The 18,242-nt window shown below is 61.5% G+C and carries 16 protein-coding genes and 1 tRNA gene; 6 read left to right on the top strand and 11 right to left on the bottom strand.

The genetic code is table 11. The annotated features are described in order from the left end of the window. Nucleotides 1-77 precede the first annotated feature (77 nt). Entirely contained in the window at nucleotides 78-557 is a 480-nt protein-coding gene (locus CHC01_RS19555; RefSeq protein ID WP_068730339.1) for an Lrp/AsnC family transcriptional regulator, read from the bottom strand. A gap of 261 nt (nucleotides 558-818) precedes the next feature. Here CHC01_RS19555 and trxB point away from each other — a divergent pair, with 261 nt between their 5' ends. Both trxB and CHC01_RS19545 read left to right on the top strand, forming a co-directional pair. Beyond that, the gene (gene trxB, locus CHC01_RS19550) at nucleotides 819-1,784 is read left to right on the top strand and encodes a thioredoxin-disulfide reductase (RefSeq protein ID WP_089265915.1); all 966 of its coding nucleotides are present in this window, start codon (nucleotides 819-821) and stop codon (nucleotides 1,782-1,784) included. A 32-nt stretch (nucleotides 1,785-1,816) separates the two neighbouring features. After that, nucleotides 1,817-2,710, top strand: coding sequence for a LysR family transcriptional regulator (locus CHC01_RS19545; RefSeq protein ID WP_089266250.1), 894 nt, complete (start codon nucleotides 1,817-1,819; stop codon nucleotides 2,708-2,710). Between the two features lie 253 nt (nucleotides 2,711-2,963). On the opposite strand, the gene CHC01_RS19540 is transcribed toward CHC01_RS19545, so the two are convergent. Next, nucleotides 2,964-5,297: a heavy metal translocating P-type ATPase gene (locus CHC01_RS19540; RefSeq protein ID WP_089265914.1), complete on the bottom strand. Its 2,334-nt coding sequence runs from the start codon at nucleotides 5,295-5,297 to the stop codon at nucleotides 2,964-2,966. A gap of 100 nt (nucleotides 5,298-5,397) precedes the next feature. Here CHC01_RS19540 and CHC01_RS19535 point away from each other — a divergent pair, with 100 nt between their 5' ends. Continuing rightward, nucleotides 5,398-5,673, top strand: a complete 276-nt coding sequence (locus CHC01_RS19535) for a metal-sensitive transcriptional regulator (protein WP_089266249.1) — start codon at nucleotides 5,398-5,400, stop codon at nucleotides 5,671-5,673. 266 nt (nucleotides 5,674-5,939) lie between these two features. Beyond that, entirely contained in the window at nucleotides 5,940-8,327 is a 2,388-nt protein-coding gene (locus CHC01_RS19530; protein ID WP_089265913.1) for an EAL domain-containing protein, read from the top strand. A gap of 93 nt (nucleotides 8,328-8,420) precedes the next feature. On the opposite strand, the gene CHC01_RS19525 is transcribed toward CHC01_RS19530, so the two are convergent. From CHC01_RS19525 to CHC01_RS33125, 3 genes are all read right to left on the bottom strand, one after another. Continuing rightward, complete coding sequence (locus CHC01_RS19525) at nucleotides 8,421-9,101, bottom strand: AAA family ATPase (protein ID WP_068728738.1); 681 nt, start codon at nucleotides 9,099-9,101, stop codon at nucleotides 8,421-8,423. A gap of 209 nt (nucleotides 9,102-9,310) precedes the next feature. Beyond that, nucleotides 9,311-9,682: a hypothetical protein gene (locus tag CHC01_RS19520; protein ID WP_244558432.1), complete on the bottom strand. Its 372-nt coding sequence runs from the start codon at nucleotides 9,680-9,682 to the stop codon at nucleotides 9,311-9,313. Nucleotides 9,683-9,856: 174 nt separating this feature from the next. Next, nucleotides 9,857-10,321, bottom strand: coding sequence for a hypothetical protein (locus tag CHC01_RS33125; RefSeq protein WP_244558431.1), 465 nt, complete (start codon nucleotides 10,319-10,321; stop codon nucleotides 9,857-9,859). A gap of 54 nt (nucleotides 10,322-10,375) precedes the next feature. On the opposite strand from CHC01_RS33125, the gene CHC01_RS19510 reads away from it, so the two are divergent. Then, complete coding sequence (locus tag CHC01_RS19510) at nucleotides 10,376-11,023, top strand: SGNH/GDSL hydrolase family protein (protein ID WP_089265911.1); 648 nt, start codon at nucleotides 10,376-10,378, stop codon at nucleotides 11,021-11,023. A 20-nt stretch (nucleotides 11,024-11,043) separates the two neighbouring features. Here CHC01_RS19510 and CHC01_RS19505 read toward each other — a convergent pair whose 3' ends face one another. The 4 genes from CHC01_RS19505 to CHC01_RS19485 all read right to left on the bottom strand — a co-directional run bounded on the left by CHC01_RS19505 (nucleotide 11,044) and on the right by CHC01_RS19485 (nucleotide 12,842). Further along, a complete protein-coding gene (locus CHC01_RS19505) occupies nucleotides 11,044-11,274 on the bottom strand; it encodes a hypothetical protein (RefSeq protein ID WP_089266247.1) in 231 nt (76 codons plus the stop codon). Between the two features lie 264 nt (nucleotides 11,275-11,538). Continuing rightward, a tRNA-His gene (locus CHC01_RS19500) sits at nucleotides 11,539-11,615 on the bottom strand. Nucleotides 11,616-11,766: 151 nt separating this feature from the next. Continuing rightward, complete coding sequence (locus tag CHC01_RS19495) at nucleotides 11,767-12,201, bottom strand: phasin (RefSeq protein WP_068728746.1); 435 nt, start codon at nucleotides 12,199-12,201, stop codon at nucleotides 11,767-11,769. A gap of 269 nt (nucleotides 12,202-12,470) precedes the next feature. Continuing rightward, a complete protein-coding gene (locus tag CHC01_RS19485; RefSeq protein WP_115033036.1) occupies nucleotides 12,471-12,842 on the bottom strand; it encodes a phasin in 372 nt (123 codons plus the stop codon). A gap of 366 nt (nucleotides 12,843-13,208) precedes the next feature. Between CHC01_RS19485 and CHC01_RS19480 the strand changes: the two genes are divergently transcribed. Beyond that, nucleotides 13,209-16,469, top strand: a complete 3,261-nt coding sequence (locus CHC01_RS19480; RefSeq protein ID WP_089265909.1) for a PAS domain-containing protein — start codon at nucleotides 13,209-13,211, stop codon at nucleotides 16,467-16,469. Between the two features lie 15 nt (nucleotides 16,470-16,484). Here CHC01_RS19480 and CHC01_RS19475 read toward each other — a convergent pair whose 3' ends face one another. Next, nucleotides 16,485-17,693: an NnrS family protein gene (locus CHC01_RS19475; RefSeq protein WP_089265908.1), complete on the bottom strand. Its 1,209-nt coding sequence runs from the start codon at nucleotides 17,691-17,693 to the stop codon at nucleotides 16,485-16,487. Between the two features lie 24 nt (nucleotides 17,694-17,717). After that, nucleotides 17,718-18,161 carry a pseudoazurin gene (locus tag CHC01_RS19470; RefSeq protein ID WP_089265907.1) on the bottom strand — a complete coding sequence of 148 codons (444 nt, stop codon included), beginning with the start codon at nucleotides 18,159-18,161 and terminating at the stop codon, nucleotides 17,718-17,720. Nucleotides 18,162-18,242: the final 81 nt, after the last annotated feature.

Here is an 18,242-nt window from a genome sequence, read left to right as displayed (position 1 = left end):
CGCTTCGCTCTACCCATCCTACACAAAGAAAGGACGCTGACTTCACGGTCAGCGCCCTTCGCTCTTAGAAAGTACTGCTAATCCGCGGCCCTCAGCTCAAGCGGCACCGCGGCAGCGTATTTCGAGTTCTGCAAGACCAAGGACGTGCGGACGTTGCGGACATGCGGTGCGGCCGTGAGATGGCCGACGAAATCCTGGAAGGTCGCCATGTCGGGCGCCACGCATTTCAGGATGAAATCGATCTCGCCCGATAGCATCCAGCACTCCCGCACCAATGGCTCCTTGCGGACGAAATCCTCGAACGCCTTGAGATCGGCATCGGCCTGACTCGACAGGTGGACCGAGGCAAACACGGTAACGTCGAAACCGAGCAATCGGGGATCCAGCAACCCGCGGTAGCCCTGGATATAGCCAGCCTCTTCCAGGGTCCGGACCCGGCGCAGGCAGGGCGGCGGCGAGATGCCAACGCGCTTGGCGAGTTCCACATTGGTGATTCGGCCGTCGGCCTGGATTTCGCTGAGAATTTTGAGGTCGATGTCGTCTAGGCTTTTCGGCACGCGGCGCGGATCCTGGCTGGTATTCAAACAAACCGTTTGAACTCTCTTAGCGCAGGAGCCGCAACTTGCGCAATTTTATTGCGCGTGCATCGCAGAAATTAAGTGTCTCCGGGGGAAAAATTGCCGGGACGAATTGCAATTCTTGCATGGCTCGCCAGATATTCTACACTAGCAGACAAGACTTTCGACGCCGCAGCGACGTGTTCGCCGGCACATTTCGCCTCAGCAATGACCAATTTCCCTTCAGAAAGGGACTCGACCATGGCCGCCCCCATCCATGCCAAAGTCGTCATCATCGGCTCAGGCCCGGCTGGCTACACTGCCGCTATCTACGCCGCACGCGCGATGCTCGAGCCCGTCCTGATCCAGGGGATCCAGCCCGGCGGTCAGCTCACCATCACCACGGATGTCGAAAACTATCCGGGCTTCGCCGACGTCATTCAGGGCCCTTGGCTGATGGAGCAGATGGAGAAGCAGGCTCAACACGTCGGTACCAAGATTGTCACCGATCTGGTCAGTGACATGGATCTGAACCAGCGTCCGTTCCGCCTGACCTGCGACAGCGGCGATGTCTATCTCGCCGAAACCGTGATCCTGGCCACCGGCGCACAGGCGCGCTGGCTCGGTATCCCGTCGGAAGAGAAATTCCAGGGCGGCGGCGTATCCGCCTGTGCCACCTGCGACGGATTCTTCTATCGCAACAAGGAAGTGATCGTGGTCGGCGGCGGCAACACGGCCGTCGAGGAAGCTTTGTTCCTGACCAATTTCGCCTCGCAGGTCACCATCGTGCATCGCCGCGACCATTTCCGCGCCGAGCGCATCCTGCAGGAGCGACTGTTCAAGCACCCGAAGATCAAGGTGGTCTGGGACTCGGCGCTCGACGAGATCTGCGGCACCGAAGGCCCGGCCAAGGTCACCCATGTGCGCCTGAAGAACGTCAAGACCGGCGCCATCACTCAGGTGTCAGCTGACGGCGTCTTCATTGCCATCGGCCACGCGCCCGCGACCGAACTCATCAAGGGCCAGATCAAGCTGAAGCCCTCGGGCTATGTCGAAGTAGCTCCGAATTCCACCGCAACCTCGATGCCCGGCGTGTTCGCCGCCGGCGACGTGGCGGACGAAACCTATCGGCAGGCGGTCACCGCCGCCGGCATGGGCTGCATGGCCGCCCTCGAAGCCGAACGCTATCTTGCCGCGCATGCTCATGACCGCGCAGCGGCCGAATGATGATCAAACGAACCCGCGACGGATTTACAGATATGGACTGGGACAAGCTGAAGGTGTTTCACGCGGCGGCGGAAGCGGGGAGCTTCACGCATGCAGGCGAGCAACTGGGCCTGTCGCAATCGGCAGTCTCACGACAGGTGAGCGCGCTTGAGCAGGAACTGGCGGTCTCGCTGTTCCACCGCCACGCCCGCGGCCTGATCCTCACCGAACAGGGCGACCTGCTGTTCCGCACCGCCCATGACGTGTTCATGCAGCTCCAGGCGGCCCGCGCAAAGCTGACCGACAGCCGCGAGCGGCCGAGCGGCGACCTCAAGGTCACCACAACCCCGGGCGTCGGCATCAACTGGCTGATCCCGCGCCTTGGCGAGTTCACCGCGCTCTATCCGGAAATCCGCATTTCGCTGATCGTCACCGATGAGGAACTCGACCTGTCGATGCGCGAGGCCGATGTGGCCATCCGCACCCGCAAGCCAACCCAGCCGGACCTGATCCAGCGCAAGCTGTTCGCCATGGGATTCCACGCTTATTGCTCGCCGGAATATATCAAGCATTTCGGCACCCCGCGCACCCTCGACGAACTCGACGGGCACCGCATCATCATGCTCAGCGACGCCCAGGTGTCCCCGCACCTGCAAAACCGCAGCTGGCTGATCGATGCCGGGCGCAACGGCTCCGGCCCGCGCGAACCCTACTTCAAGGTCAACAATATTCTGGGCCTGATGCGCGCCTGCCAGCAGGGCTTGGGCATTGCAGCATTGCCGGACTACCTGGTCGAAGAAAACGATCGTCTCGTTCAGCTCTTCAGCGAGTCGGACTCGATTCAACTCGACACTTATTTTGTCTATCCCGAAGAGTTGAAGACGGTCGCCCGTGTGCAGGTGTTCCGCGACTTCATCGTCAGCAAGGCGCAGCGCTGGCCGTCCTAACCCGCAATATTTCAGGGCAGATATGCCCACGCTTCCCAGCATGTCAGACATGCCAAGTGATGCGTTGCTGCATGCCACCTTCAGGGATCATACTTCTCAGACGCTGAGATTTTGCGCTGCGCATTTGTCCCCCTCCTCCAGTGGTGCGAAGTCTCAGTAATCCCTCTTGGAAGGTGATTGTGTCGGCCTCTCGAGGCCAATACCTCAGAGCCGGACTCGTTTGAGTCCGGCTTTTTTTTGCGCCCGCGAACTGTCAGTCCAGCTTCACTTTCGCCAGCCGAAGCGCATTCCCGATCACGCTCACCGAGGACAGCGCCATCGCTGCAGCGCCGAGCATCGGCGACAGCAGGATGCCGAAGATCGGATACAGCACACCGGCCGCAATCGGCACGCCGGCCGCATTGTAGATGAAGGCGAAAATCAGATTCTGACGGATATTGCTCATCACGGCCTTTGATAGTTCGCGCGCGCGCACCAGCCCCATCAGATCGCCGGTCAGCAGTGTCACGCCAGCACTCTCGATCGCCACATCGGTCCCCGTGCCCATGGCGATGCCGACATCCGCAGCAGCCAGCGCCGGCGCATCGTTGACGCCATCGCCAACCATGGCGACCCGGCGGCCTTCGCCGCGCAGACGTGTGACCACGTCACTCTTGCGCTCCGGCAACACACCCGCCTCGACCTCATCGATACCCAGTGTCTTTGCCACGGCTTTAGCCGTCGTCGCATTGTCGCCGGTGAGCATGACGATCCGCAGGCCGTCGGCGCGCAGCTTCTTCAAGGCGTCCTGCGCCGATGGCTTTACGGGATCGGCAATCGCCATCACACCGGCGACGCTGCCATCGATGGCAACGAAGATGGCAGTCGCACCGTTCTGCCGCGCCAGCTCGGCAACGCCGTCGGTGCGCGTCGTATCCACTTTCAATTCGTCCATCAGCATCGCATTGCCCAGCGCCACGCGCTTGCCATTGACCACACCCGACGCGCCTTTGCCGGACGGTGAGGCGAAGTCACTGGCATCGCTCAGCACCACATTGCGTTGCTTTGCTTCATTGACGATGGCTTGCGCCAACGGATGCTCGCTGGAACGTTCGATACTTGCAGCAAGTTGCAGAATCTCACTTTCGTTGAATCCCTCCGCCGGCGTGATGCTCACCAGTTTCGGCTTGCCTTCCGTCAGCGTGCCGGTTTTGTCGATCACAATGGTGTCGATGCTTTCCAGGCGTTCCAGCGCCTGCGCGTCACGCACCAGAATGCCGGCATGGGCGCCGCGACCGACGCCGACCATGATCGACATGGGCGTTGCCAGACCGAGCGCACAGGGGCACGCGATGATCAACACGGTGACCGCAGCAACAAGCGCAAACGAGAGCCGCGGCTCCGGGCCGAATGTCGCCCAGGCGATGAATGCAATCACCGCCGCGGCCAGCACTGCCGGCACGAACCAGCCGGCGACACGATCCGCGAGACGCTGGATCGGTGCGCGCGAGCGCTGTGCCTTCGCGACCATGTCGACGATCCGCGACAACATCGTATCGCGGCCGATCTTGTCGGCCCGCAGCACGAGGCCGCCGCTCTGGTTGACGGTGCCGCCGATGACGCGCGCGCCTTCGGCCTTGCTCACCGGCATGGACTCGCCGGTCACCATGGATTCATCCACCGACGAACGCCCCTCGGTAACAACGCCATCGACGGGAATTTTCTCGCCCGGCCTCACCCGCAACAAATCGCCGATGGCAATGGCGTCGAGGGCGACGTCCTCATCACCGTCCTTGCCAATGCGCCGCGCTGTCTTCGGTGCGAGACCGAGCAGCGCGCGGATCGCACCTGACGTCTGATTGCGTGCACGCAGCTCGAGCACTTGTCCGAGCAGCACGAGCACGGTGATCACCGCAGCGGCTTCGAAATAGACCGCCACAGCACCGTGATGGTCGCGGAACGCGTCGGGAAACAAACCAGGCGCGAAGGTAGCCACAACGCTGTAGACCCACGCTACACCGGTACCCATGGCAATCAGCGTGAACATGTTGAGATTGCGCGTCACCACCGAGCGCCATCCGCGTTCGAAGAACGGCGCGCCGGCCCACAGCACCACGGGCGTCGCCAGCACGAGTGAGATCCAGTTCGATGTGGTCTGCGATACCAGCTGCATCAGGCCGAGATGCGCGCCCATCTCCAGCACGAACACGGGCAATGTCAGTGCCAGCGCGATCCAGAAGCGCCGGGTCATGTCGATCAGTTCAGGATCGGGCTTGTCGTCGAGCGAGACCTGCTCCGGCTCCAGCGCCATGCCGCAGATCGGACAGCTCCCGGGTCCTTCCTGACGGATCTCCGGGTGCATCGGGCAGGTATAGATAGTGCCGGCTGGCGCGGGCGGCGCGGGCTCCTTCGGCATCAGGAAACTTTCGGGATCGGCGTTGAAACGCTCGCGACAGCGCGCGCTGCAGAAGAAATACTCATGGCCCTGATAGATCAGGCGGTTCTTGGCGGTCGCGGGATCGACGGTCATGCCGCAGACCGGATCGAGCACTTTGGTCGGCGCAGCCTCGGCGTGATGGTGACCATGCGAACAGCATGCGCCATGCATGTGACCGGCATGGGCATCGTGCCCCGTATGCGTGTGAGTTGTCTCTGCCACCGTGACCTCGCCTCTTGAAACATATACCCTATGGGGGTATATGGACCTCATGCGCAGCGAGATCAAGACGTCCTGTTTAAAACGCCTCAAACGGATCGAAGGCCAGGTCCGCGGCTTGGCCGGCATGGTCGAGGCCGACCGCTATTGCATCGATGTGGTTACGCAGATCGCCGCGGCCCGCGCAGCGTTGCGACGCGTCGAGGAAGAGATCCTGCGCGACCATGTCGCTCATTGCGTTGAGCACGCGATCTCGTCAGGCGACAAGGCCGATCAACGCCGCAAGATTGCCGAGTTGATGGACGTGGTCAGCCGCGTCGACCGGTGACGCGAATGCGACGTGCGGGCACGATGTTAGAAGACGGTTGATCAGTCGTTACGGTTTTTGCCCGGTGAGGGTGGCGCTGAAATGCGACCACACCTTTAGGTCATCAAGGGCCGGCGAATATCCGCAAAATTTACGACTGGATAAGCATGCGCAGCGATAGCGCACGAGGCGATCTAATAGCGCCGATCGCCGGTATTTACGTGTCTTTACGTACTTATATCTAACGTCCCGCGCAATTGCGGTAATCCCGCTCGCGGTATCTGTACATGCTTACGATCTATAACTGCATCGCCAATGCCCATGATTTCAGGCTCGTCGGACTCGCGGCCATCATCTGCGCGATCGCGTCCCTCGCTGCGATCAACCTGCTCCGTCATGCGCGAAGCGCCACAGGCCAGATGCGCCTCGTCTGGCTCGCGGTATCCGCGATCTCCACGGGCTTCGGCATCTGGGCCACGCATTTCGTAGCGATGCTGGCATTCTCGCCGGGGATGCCGAGCGGCTACAATATCGTACTTACGGTCGTCTCGCTGATCGCCGCGCTGCTGCTGACCGGCGCCGGCCTCGCCGTATCGTTGATCCCGAATTTTCGTGCCGGCCTCTGGATCGGCGGCGCCGTTGTCGCGGGCGGCATCGCGGCGATGCATTACACCGGCATGGCCGCCTTCGAACTTCAGGCGCGCATCGACTGGGATATGACGCTCGTCATCGTCTCGATCGTATTGGGAGCCGTGCTCGGTGCGATCGCGCTTCCGGTAGGGTTGCATGGCACCACCCTGCGCTGGAAGATCAGCGGCGCGCTGCTGCTAACGCTCGCGATCTGCAGTCATCATTTCACGGCGATGAGCGCGGTCACGATCACCCCGGATCCGACCATCGCCGTCTCGCCGCTGACCATCCCCGCCGGATGGCTCGCACTTGGCGTCTCATTGATCAGCTTCGCCATCATTGGCCTGGCGCTGGCCGGCATCGTGCTGGATATCCGTGATCACCGCCGCTCCGATCTCGAAGCCGACCGCATGCGCGGACTCGCCAATGCTGCCGTCGAAGGCTTGCTGGTGTGCGACGACGACACGATCGTCACGGTCAACACGTCCTTCGCCGCGCTGGCGGGATCGTCCGCTGAATTGCTGATTGGCGGGCGTCTGCAAGACTGCTTCCCCGATGGCGATACGCGGACTCAGATCATGAGCCAGCCTGACAAATCGGTGGAAGCGAATCTGCGACAGCGCAACGGCCAGACGATCCCAGTTGAATTGATCCTGCGTGGAATCGACTTTGCGGGGAAGCCGCATCAGGTCATCGCCGTACGTGACCTCCGCGAACGCAAGCAGGCCGAACAGCACATCCGCTATCTCGCCCACTACGACTCCCTGACCGGACTACCCAATCGCGGCACGTTCCATGATCGAATCGATCAGGAGATTGCGACACTATCCAAGGACCGCCCGCTCGCCGTACTCGCTTTGGATCTCGATCAGTTCAAGCAGGTCAATGACCTGTTCGGCCACGCCGCCGGCGACAAGGTCCTCAAGAGCGTAACGGCACGCATCACCGCCCTGCTTGGCGAAGGCGAGATGATGGCGCGTCTTGGCGGCGACGAGTTCGCCATTCTCTTGCCGAACCTGACCTCGCCCGCAGCTGCGAGTCAGTTCGCCGACAGGATACTGGAAGCGTTCCGGAGCAAGGATGCCACCTTCGAACTCGGCAGCGTCACCGCCAGTGTCGGTATCGCACTCTGCCCCGACGACTCCAGTGATCGCGACACGTTGCTCGCTTGCGCCGACACCGCGCTCTACCGCGCCAAATCCGAAGGCCGCGCGACATGGCGCTTCTTCGAACCTGCAATGGGGGAAGCCGTGCGCGACCGCCGGCTGCTCGAACACGATCTGCGCAACGCCATCGATGCCAATCAGCTGAAAGTGGTCTATCAGCCCCAGGGCACCATGGAGTCGGGCCGTGTGATCGGCTTCGAGGCACTGCTGCGCTGGAACCATCCCGTCCGCGGCAATATTCGCCCCGACATCTTCATTCCGATTGCGGAAGACACCGGCGCCATTCTCGGCATCGGCGAATGGGTGCTGCGCGCCGCCTGCCGTGAAGCGGCGACGTGGAAGCATCCGTTGACCATCGCGGTCAATGTCTCGGCGGTTCAGATCCACCACGATAGCTTTGTCGCAACCGTCCATGAGGTCTTGCTGGAAACCGGCCTGCCCCCGCATCGGCTCGAACTGGAGATCACCGAGACTGCGCTGATCCGCGACTTCGATCGCGCATTGCTGACACTCCGCCGGATCAAGGCGCTCGGCGTTCACATCGCCATGGATGATTTCGGCACCGGCTACTCGTCGCTGTCGAACCTGCGCGCATTCCCTTTCGACAAGATCAAGATCGACGGATCATTCATCAGGTCGGTGAACACCAACAGCCAGGCAGCAGCAATCGTGCGCGCCGTCCTCGGCCTCGGCCGCGGGCTTGGGCTACCGGTGCTCGCCGAAGGCGTGGAAACCGAAGCGGAATTCGCATTCCTGCGCGACGAGAAATGCGACGAGGCGCAGGGCTATCTGCTCGGCCGTCCGGCTGACATAGACAACTTCCGTGAAGTCACCCAAGGGGTGACTTCACCCGCCGGAGATATCGCCATTTCAGCATAGGCGTGAACACCCCACCGTCGCGGTCATACCAACGACAAAAAACGCGCGAAGGTCTCGCGCGCTTTTTCTGGGGTCAAAAGAGCAGAACGGCTATCAGGCCGCCTGCTTGTGCATCGCGCCGGTCGCCGATCCGTTGCCGCGAATAGCCTTGATCGAACGTTCGATCGCCGCCCACAGCTTCCCGATCTCGCTGGCTGCGCGACCTTCTGCCTGATATTCGCGGGCGCCTTCGCCGTTGCCAAGCGCGAGCAGGAGATCTGCACGGTTGGTGATCTGACCCGACCACACCGGAGCCTTGAACTTGGCGAGCGCTTCGCGGGCGATCGTCACGATACGGCTTTCGGAATCGTCACGGCGTGCCGGCGCACCATTGATGACAACCGCATAGGGCTTGCGGGCCGAACGGCAGGACTGGATCGTCGCCTGCACGGCATCGACGTCGAACACGCCGGGACGCGCTGGAATGATCACCATGGTTGCGTTCTTGATGGCATCGTCGACCACAGCCGATGTATTCGGCGGCGTGTCGATGAACACCCATTCGAAACCGTCACGCTTCGCGGCGGCAACCATTTCGGTCACGCTGCGATTTGCGATCTTCAGCGGCGGTTCATTTGTTCCCCGCAGCTTGTGCCACAGCGTCAACGAACCCTGCGGATCCGCGTCGATGAGCAAGCAAGGCTTCGTTGATTTATGAACTTGAGCAGCAAGATGTGCAGCCAGGGTACTCTTCCCCGAGCCGCCTTTACGCGATGCGAAAACTATGACGTTCATATGTTGGCCTCCAGATTGACCCCAGGAGGCGAAAATGAATCAGTCTGCTGATTCGTTAAAGTCATATTTACGCGTAATTCAAGGATATGTGCCTGATTTGTTTGGAATGTTGGTTTTTGAGTCACACAGTGCGGCGCAACAGGCCCGAAATGAGTCAGGTGTAGTACGCTTGTCGCCACTTTGTCGCACTCTGGTATCAAGTCAGACGCTCAAACCTTGCTATCAGCGCCGTTGGAACGAGTTGAGTCCGGGCCTTCGATAGCAATGCCCTTCGCGCGCTGACGTTCGATCCACTTTCGCTCAAGCCAACCGAGAAACTGCGCCACCGGTTTTTCCAGCGGCGGAATATCCTGCGCGATGAGGATGAGTCCGAGCGGCAACATCCAGAGGCCGAGCACAGGAAGAATGCTGAAAATCCCGCCGATAATCAGCAAAATGCCAAGCGGGAATCGCACGAGCTTCGATGAGGGCTTGCGCAACCAACCTACAAATCGCGCCGGTCTGGGCGGAAGTTTGGTTTCGAACCAGGCCAAATGCCGATTGAGCTCGGCCTTGTAGTCGATATTGGTTTCGCTGCTCAAAATGACGTTCCTCGTGGTCTGGAGATGTTGTTTCGTGTCGTGATACCCAACGTGTCAGTTTGTCACGGGTTCACTTTTTTGCCACGATCGATGGCGTCAGGGTGCAGCGACTCGGCGAGATCACGCCGTTCTGCACGCTGACTAAACGTCGGTTCACGTGAGAGCGAAGCCTGATCAGCTCGGACGAGTCGGTTTTTTCGCCCTTCGCGACTTGACCGTGGGTTTGCGCGCGCTGACCGGCGTTGCCCGAAAGAATTGCGCGCAGCCCGGGCTCAATTGCGCCCGCTTCTGGATCATGCAGGCCGTCACGCGATCCACATCAGGAATGGCTGCACTGCAGAGCCGAAAGGCATCGCCGGTGCAGAGCTGTTGCTGATCGTCGGTATAGGCTTGCGACGGCGTCGCCAAGAACGACGCGCCGATCATGAGTGACATGGCAAGCGACCCGCTCAAAATCCCTGGACGTACCGACATTAGTCCCCCCTGGTTGCACGTTATCGTGGGAGTGTCGGAGACGATTGCCAGCTTGGCAAGGTGGACGTGACGGGGATCGGGCTTGCCTTCGCGCCAGCCCTGTAGTTTCTCCCGAACATCGCGGCGCCGTTGCCCCGTCGCGACCTCGTGCGAGAGACGGTCCAAGATGAACAGTGAGACAAAAGCGATACTCCGAACCTGCGCGGGCGGTCCACGATCATGAACTGGACCCGTATTGGCATTATCGGCTTCGTGGGATTGTGCGGCTGGGCGGCATGGCCCAAAGGAAATGACGCGACGCCGCCGCGCCCACTTCTGATCAGGGCAGCATTGAAACAGGTCGATGATCCCGTCATCATCCTCGGCGACAGTATCGTCAAACGCGCAGCCTTCCCCCGTGCCGTCTGCGGTCGGCCCATCGTCAATGCCGGAATCGACGGATCGACGACATCGAGCGGTCTCGATGCCATGCTGACAAAAGCACTTGGCGGGAAGCAGGCCGCCATGGTCGTCGTCTCCCTCGGACTCAACGATGCTGCGGTCCCTGTGAAGGCGGACTCATACAGGACCAACTATCTCGCTTTGCTCGCGACGCTAAAATCCACGGCTCCACGAATGGCCATCGCGACGGTGACACCTGTTGAAGCCGGCAAATCCGATAGTGCGCGCATCAACGATCAGGCGATCGACAGCTACAACGCGTTGCTGCCAACCATCGCCGGCGATGCTGGCGCGAGCCTTATCACCATCCCGTCCATGCCGGCGAAATACACAACCGACGGCGTTCATCTGAATGATGCCGGCTATGCAATCTGGACCAAGGCGGTTCTCGGCGGGGTCAGCGACGTCCTCTGCAAAGGCAAGTAACAGCAACGCAGAAACCCGCATCAGGCCTCATTGACGCCAACGCCGCGCTCGTCAAGGAGTTGCTGCCCTTTCAACGTGATCCTAAATTTCGGCCCCGCTGCCGGCTTGGCTTGATCGATTACCTCGACAAGCCCTTGAGCAATCAGCCCGTCAAGCACGGCACGTTTTTCGGCATTGAGATCGGGCCCAGAGGCGCGCGCGATGTCGCACATCATCGCAATAGCGGTATTGCTGATATCAGCGTCGATCATGATTGCCTCCCTGTCGTTGGGAAGCCAACGGAACGATGGCAATCGAGTTCCACGACCGGCTTGGCGGAACACGCGGGCATTTACGACGTCGAGTTGCCCGAAGGCAGGCTGTTTGTGCTGAAACCCTACAGCCCCGAGCCAGATCGTGGGCACGCTGAATGATCTGACCGGCGCGCCGGCATTACCGGCCCGACCCAAGCGGTCAGACATTGCCGCAGCGCAAAGCAACAGCTAGGTTCGAATCGGCTAAATGATTGATTTGTATGGTACAGTTGGGTGGTCTCGAACCACCGACCTCCTGCTCCACAAACAGGCGCTCTAACCAACTGAGCTACAACTGCATCCTGACCGGCCCCAAAATCAGGGGGTCCCGAACAGGCGGGAAACTAGGTGCAACGCATCACTTTGGCAAGGCCGCGATGATGATTTTTGGCGCAAACAAAAGCCCGGGCTTGCGGCCCGGGCTTTCGATTATTTGGCGGTGCGATCGGCTCAGGCGGCCGGCTGGAACAGCTTCGAAGCGCCGGTCTTGATCGGTTCGGCGGTCTCGGTGGCGATCTTCTGGCCGAGTTCGGCCAGCTGTTTGGTCTGACCCGTGAAGGTTTCAACCTGGCTGCGCGCAAAAGCGGTCCACAGCTCCATCGCCTGCGACGGCGACTTCACGCCGATCAGCGACTGGGCGAAGTCGAAACCCGCATTGGTGTTGGTCTTGGCAATGTCGAGCAGCTTGGCCGAATATTCGGCAGCGCCCTTGGTGGCCGTGCCGAACACAGCTTCAACCGTGCTGTTATGGGTCTCGGCAGCGTCCTTGAACTTGGCATAACCCTCGCGCGCCTGCGAAACGCCCTTTTCGGCGAATGCGCGGACCTGCTCCGGCACCTGGAACGGGATAACGGAAGATGAGAACGGATCGGTCGATTCGGCCATAGCGTGCATCCTTCGTGGTGGGGGGTGAAATCAATAAACCCGTGGAGGCTGCGGAAGGCACCGGTGCCTTTCATCAGCTGGCGGGAAACAGAGCGGCATCGCCATCAGCGATGCGTCATTGTGGTTACCGCAATATCATGTCGGAATTGTGCGGCGCAACAGAATATTGCACCGCAGAATCGCATGAGACCCGGATCGAATGCGCGCCCACGTCATGGAACTCGCTCAATATCAACCATTGATTGCAGAACGGAGAGCGCGGGGGTCGGTCAGCTCTTGGGCTTGGCGGCGTCCATGGCAGCGCGGCTCATGATCTGGCCCATTTCGCTGGCCTGCTCTGCCAACGACTTCATCTGCGACTGCACGTATTCGCTGTGGAGCCGCATGACGTCGCCGAGATCCTTGGCGTGCAGCAATTGCTGGGCATAATCCAGCGACGCGGCGACGTTCTTCTCGGCATAGGCGATCGCCTTGGTGCTGACATCCTTGGCGCCGGCGCGCACGGTCTCACCGCGGTTTTCGATCGACGACGCCGTGCTCTGGGCGCTGGCCAGAAACTTCTCGAATGCCTGCTTGGCCTGGTCGAAGCTGGCTTCGGCCATTGCGCGCATTTCCTTCGGAATTTCGAATTGGTCGGTCATGTCCCGCTCCATTTTGCATTGACGAAGCCATCCACGGCCCCGTCTCCCGTGTCGCCCACTGCAATCTAGCCGAGCTTGGCATCGCCGATGTGACGCGGCGTCCCGTCCTCGTCCGATCCCATCGTGGACCTTTGTTTTTGTTTTGCAACTGCCAACGCATGGCCCAGCCCCTCCGTTCGGCAGAATGCCGAACCCTCGGAGCGGATTAACGTTATTGCTGCTTTGGCCTGCTGGAATGGGCGGGGGACGTGGACCTGCGCGTCCGCGCGGGCGATACTAACGAATTATTAAGGATGTCATCGTTTGGCCCGCAATCTGTGACGCGGATACCGGACGGGCGCCCAACGAGTCAGTCATGAAGTGCCGATGAACAATGCGGATTTTCAGTTGCGGGGCGTTGGCGATGCACGGCTGGCCGTACACGCCACCAGCAACCAGCCGGTCTGGCTGTGGTCGCGCGACGGCTCCCGTGTGCTGTGGGCCAATCCGGTCGGCGCGCGACTGTTCGGCGCCCGTAATGCAGCTGACCTGTTTGCCAGGACTTTCGGGCCCGCCGATATCCATCGCCGCCAGATAGCCCAGCTCGGCTCACGGCTGCCGGCCAGTGGCGCAATGCGGCTGGAGCGCCTGCGCGGCTTCGGCGCGGCGTTGGGCAGTTTGATGACCTGCGCCTGCTCGCAGCTTGAATTTCCCGATGGCGGCAGCGGCATTCTCGTTGTCGCAGCGGAACCGCTCGGTGGCCGCGGCATGCCGCTGGTCGAACGGCTGCAAAATCTCGTCGAGGGAATCGACACCCCGATCGCCGCCTTTGCACGCGACGGCCTGTTCGTCGGCGCCAACGAAATGGCTCGGGCGCTGCTCGGTTTTCGCAATCTCTCCGATGCCGGCCTCGATCATGCGCGCGACGGCGCGCTAAAGGACGGCCGTATCGAAACGCCTATCGGTTTTGGCCGCATGGTACTGCAGCGCGTGGGCAGCGGCGCCGATGTCGGACTGGTGGCGCTGATCGCGCCGGGCGCTGTGCATCCGGCACCGAGCGAAGAAGAACTCGAGGCTCCGGCAGAGCCGGAAGCCAGCGTTGAACCACAGAGCGCCCTTGCAGAGCCGAGCGACCTCTTCGTCGAATTCGATGAGACCACCGGGGCAAAAGACCCGAGCGAAAACGCCATCGACATCGACGCTCCGATCGAGCCGGAAAAAGCCGAGATCGATCGCGACGTACATCTCGAAGAGGTGATCGCCGAAACCATCGCACATGCCGACGCACCGGCTGAGACTGATGCGCAGTCGCCCGCTGTCGAAGCCGTTGCCGACCAACCTACATCCGTTGCACTGCCAGAGATCGAGCCGCGCACGACGCCGCTCCGTTTCGTATGGCAGATCGATGCGGAGAAGCGCTTCACACTGAACTCTGACGAGTTCATCCACCTGATCGGCCCGCGCACAGCGGCAAGCTTTGGCCACAAGTGGAACGATCTGACAGCCGAATTCAACCTCGATCCGGACAGCCACGTCGTCAAGGCGATGGCCACGCAGCAGACATGGAGTGGCATCACGCTGCTCTGGCCGGTGGATGGCGGTGGCCGCCTGCCTGTCGAACTCTCTGGCCTGCCGCTGTTCGATCGCGAGCGCAATTTCACCGGCTATCGCGGTTTCGGTGTTTGCCGCGATCTCGATGGAATGACGCGGCTCGCCGAGCAACGTCGACATGATCACATCGGCGATCCACCGCCCCGACCATTATCCGCCGATGTCGCGCAGGCCGGCCCTGTCGGCGACAGTCTCGATGAACCGATTGCCCTCAACACCAACCCGATACCAGAACAGACACCACCGCCAATCACACCGGACAGCACCGTGCAACCACCCGAGAACGTCGTGCCATTTCGACCAGGCGATCCCAGATCGCCGGCACTGACGCCTGTCGAGAACAGCGCCTTCAACGAGCTTGCGCGGCAATTGTCGGCGCGGCTTGAGTCGGAAACGGGACTGATCACGAGCACGAACACACCGGAAGCGGACAGCGAGACGGACGATGCACCGACGGCTGCCCAGACCTTGTCTCAGCCAACTGAGGCGGTGTCACAGGCTGCCTGGCTGACAACGCCACCGGCTGCACCACGCGGCGAGATGATGCGCGACAAGGTGCTGCTCGACCTGATGCCGGTCGGCGTCCTGATCTATCGCCTCGATCGCCTGCTATTCGCCAATCCCGCCTTCCTCGCCCGGATGAACTATCCAAGCCTGAACGCACTGGAAGAAGCAGGTGGCCTCGATGCGCTCTATGTCGGAGCTGATGTTTCGTCTGCGGCCAGTACCTCGGATGACGGCACCGCCGTCACCATTTCGGGCGGTGACCAGTCCGGCAACACAGTGCCTGCCGAAGCGCGCCTGTACACGATTTCATGGGACAACGAACCGGCGCATGCGCTGATTTTCGCTCCGCCCAAGGCAGAGCCTGTCGCCGCCCCTGTTACGATCGCTGCGCCCGTTGCGGACGCGCCATTGCCCGCGGGCCATATCGATGCCGAAGATCTGGCCACGATCCTCGATACCACGGCCGAAGGCGTCATCATGTTCGACGCCGAAGGCAACATCAATTCCTGCAACCGCAGCGCCGAGGCACTGTTCGGCTATAGCGGCGAATTACTGACGCAGCGGAATCTGACCGACCTGTTTGCTGCAGAAAGCCGCCGCGTGGTGCAGGACTATCTCGCAAGCGTCAAGGAATCCGGCGTGGCCAGCCTGATGGATCATGGCCGTGAGGCCCTGGGCCAGGTGCGCGCCGGCGGCCTCGTGTCGCTGTCGATGACCATCGGCCGCACGCGCACGGATGGACCGAACTTCTTTGCCGTGTTCCGCGACCTGACGCAGACGAAGAAGACGGAAACCGAACTGCTGAATGCACGCCGCCAGGCCGATCGTGCGGCAACAGCCAAGGCGGATGTGCTGGCGCGGATCAGCCACGAGGTCCGTACACCGCTGAATGCCATCATCGGCTTCGCGGAAGTGATGGTCGACCAGCGCTTCGGCCCACTCGGCAACGAGCGCTATGTCGAATACATGAAAGACATTCGCGCCTCGGGTGAACGCGTCATCGCGATCGTCAACGATCTGCTCGATCTGTCACGCATCGAGACCGGCAAGATCGACCTCGCTTTCACCACGCAGAACCTCAACGAGATGGTGGAGCAATGCGTCGCGGTGATGCAGCCGCAGGCCAATCGCGGCCGCATCATCATCCGTACCTCGCTGGCGCATCTGCTGCCGACCGTCGTTGCCGACGCCCGTGCGCTGCGGCAGATCACGCTGAATCTGATCGGCAACTCGATCCATCTCGCCAATGCCGGCGGTCAGGTGATCGTCTCCACCGCATTGTCGGACTTCGGTGAGATCGTACTGCGCGTCCGCGACACCGGTCACGGCCTCAACGACAACGAACTCGCCGCCGCGATGGAGCCGTTCCGGAGTGCGACGCCGGCTGATTCTTCGGAGAGCTCGGGTGTCAGCCTGTCGCTGACCAAGGCCCTCGTCGAGGCCAACAACGCTCGCTTCCAGATCAAGACCGCGCCGAGCTCGGGCACGCTGATCGAGGTGGCATTTTCGAATGCAGCAATGAAAGCCTGAGCGGCCTTCACCGATTTAGCGACTGAGCGCCACCGCCGCGTCGGAACGGCGTGGCTTGCGATAGCCGATCAGCAGCGGACCGAATGAGACGGCGAAGCCGATAAAGGCCGCGACCCACGTCAATGCTGCAACATGGAGCAGCGGCGGACTGTAAGCGGGCTCGATCACGGCGCCGATCCGCGCCAGTGCCGCCACGATGACGGCAGCATAGATCATCAGCGTGGTGCGTGAGGCGTGCAGTGCCTGGCCAGTATGCCCCAGTGTTGCCCGGCTCATGACAGCCAGCGTCATGACGCCGGCCGCGCCCGCCATCCATGCATGCAGGCCGGCGCTGGACGCGACCCATCCTGCTGCCGCTGCGGCATTCAGCAGAAAACCCAGCGGCACGAAAGCGTAACCAATATGCAGGATCAGCAGCAGGCCCTCGCGCGAGGTGCGATCGCCGGCCCAGCGCGTAAGACGCATGATGTGCAGCAAGCCGACCAGCGCGAGAGCCACTCCCGTTAATTCGCCAAAGGGCCGCACGATCCACAGCAGCAGCGCGGCGGCGCTGACGGCAATGACAACCATGTCGAAACGTGCGAACGGCACTGGAAGCCGACCGGGATTCTCACGCACCAGCCAGTTGCGGGTGAAGCTCGGAATGATCCGCCCGCCGATCAGCGAGATCAGCAATACCACGACCGCGACGCCGATCCGGATGCTGATATCTGCGGCCCCGGCAAGATGAGCTTCGACATGAAAGGCGATGTTGCCCACCAGCAGGAAGACGACGATGCCGACCACCGGCAGATTGCGCCAATTGCGGCCCGCCGCGATCTCGCGGGTTGCAGCGGCAGCGACCAGCGTCAGGAAACTCACATCGACCAGCATCGCCACGAGCCAGCCGGTACAGGCCGAAAACGTCAGGCAAATCCGTCCCGCGATCCAGAGGACGACCAGCCCGAGCAATGGCAAGCCGCGGATTGGCAACCGGCCGGTCCAGTTCGGAATTGCCGTGAACAGGAAGCCGGTGACCACGGCCGACATGAAGCCGAACAGCATCTCGTGAATGTGCCAGTCGCGCGGCGCAAAACCGGTGGCCAGCGCCAGCCGGCCATGGAAGGCCGGCATCCAGACCAGAATGGCCAGACCGGCATAACACACCCCGAGCAGGAAAAAGGGGCGGAAGCCGGCCGAGAGCAACGGCCAATCGGCGATGGCACGAACACGAAGAAGCGTCATCGTTACTCTCCCGTTTGGGGCGTGTTAGTTCGCAGCGACTTTCTCGAATAACGTTGCGAACGCTGTCTTGGCCTTGCCGGGATGGGTCACCGCCTTGGCTTCGGCCGCATTGGTTGGCGCACCGACCACCACCAGTCCCACCATGCCCATGCCGTAATGTGGCGCGCATTTCACGCCGTAGACGCCGGGCTTGTCGAAGGTCACCACGAGGTCCTGGCTCATCTTGCCAACGAAGGGCGTCGCATCGGCGGGTAGCATGCCTTTGACCGATTCAACGCTGTGCGCCTTGTCGGTCGACACGAATTTCACGCTATCGCCGGGCTGCACATTGACCAATGCGGGCTCGAACACCATGGCGGCCCCGTCAGCGCCCTTGTTGAGCATTTTGACCTCGACCTCCGCAGCGCCAGCGGCGCCTGTCAGAGCGAAAAGGACGGCGGCGGTTGCAAGCATAAGAGCCTTGCGCATCGTATTTCTCCGTAAACTCCGGTCATTTCAGCCGGATGCGCCAAATTAGGCCTGCCGCCCGGCCTCGACATTGCGCCAGCG

This window comes from Tardiphaga sp. OK246 (assembly GCF_900188215.1).
GTDB lineage: Bacteria > Pseudomonadota > Alphaproteobacteria > Rhizobiales > Xanthobacteraceae > Tardiphaga > Tardiphaga robiniae.
Note: the sequence above shows the minus strand (reverse complement) of the source record. Positions and strands in the feature narration are given on the sequence as shown.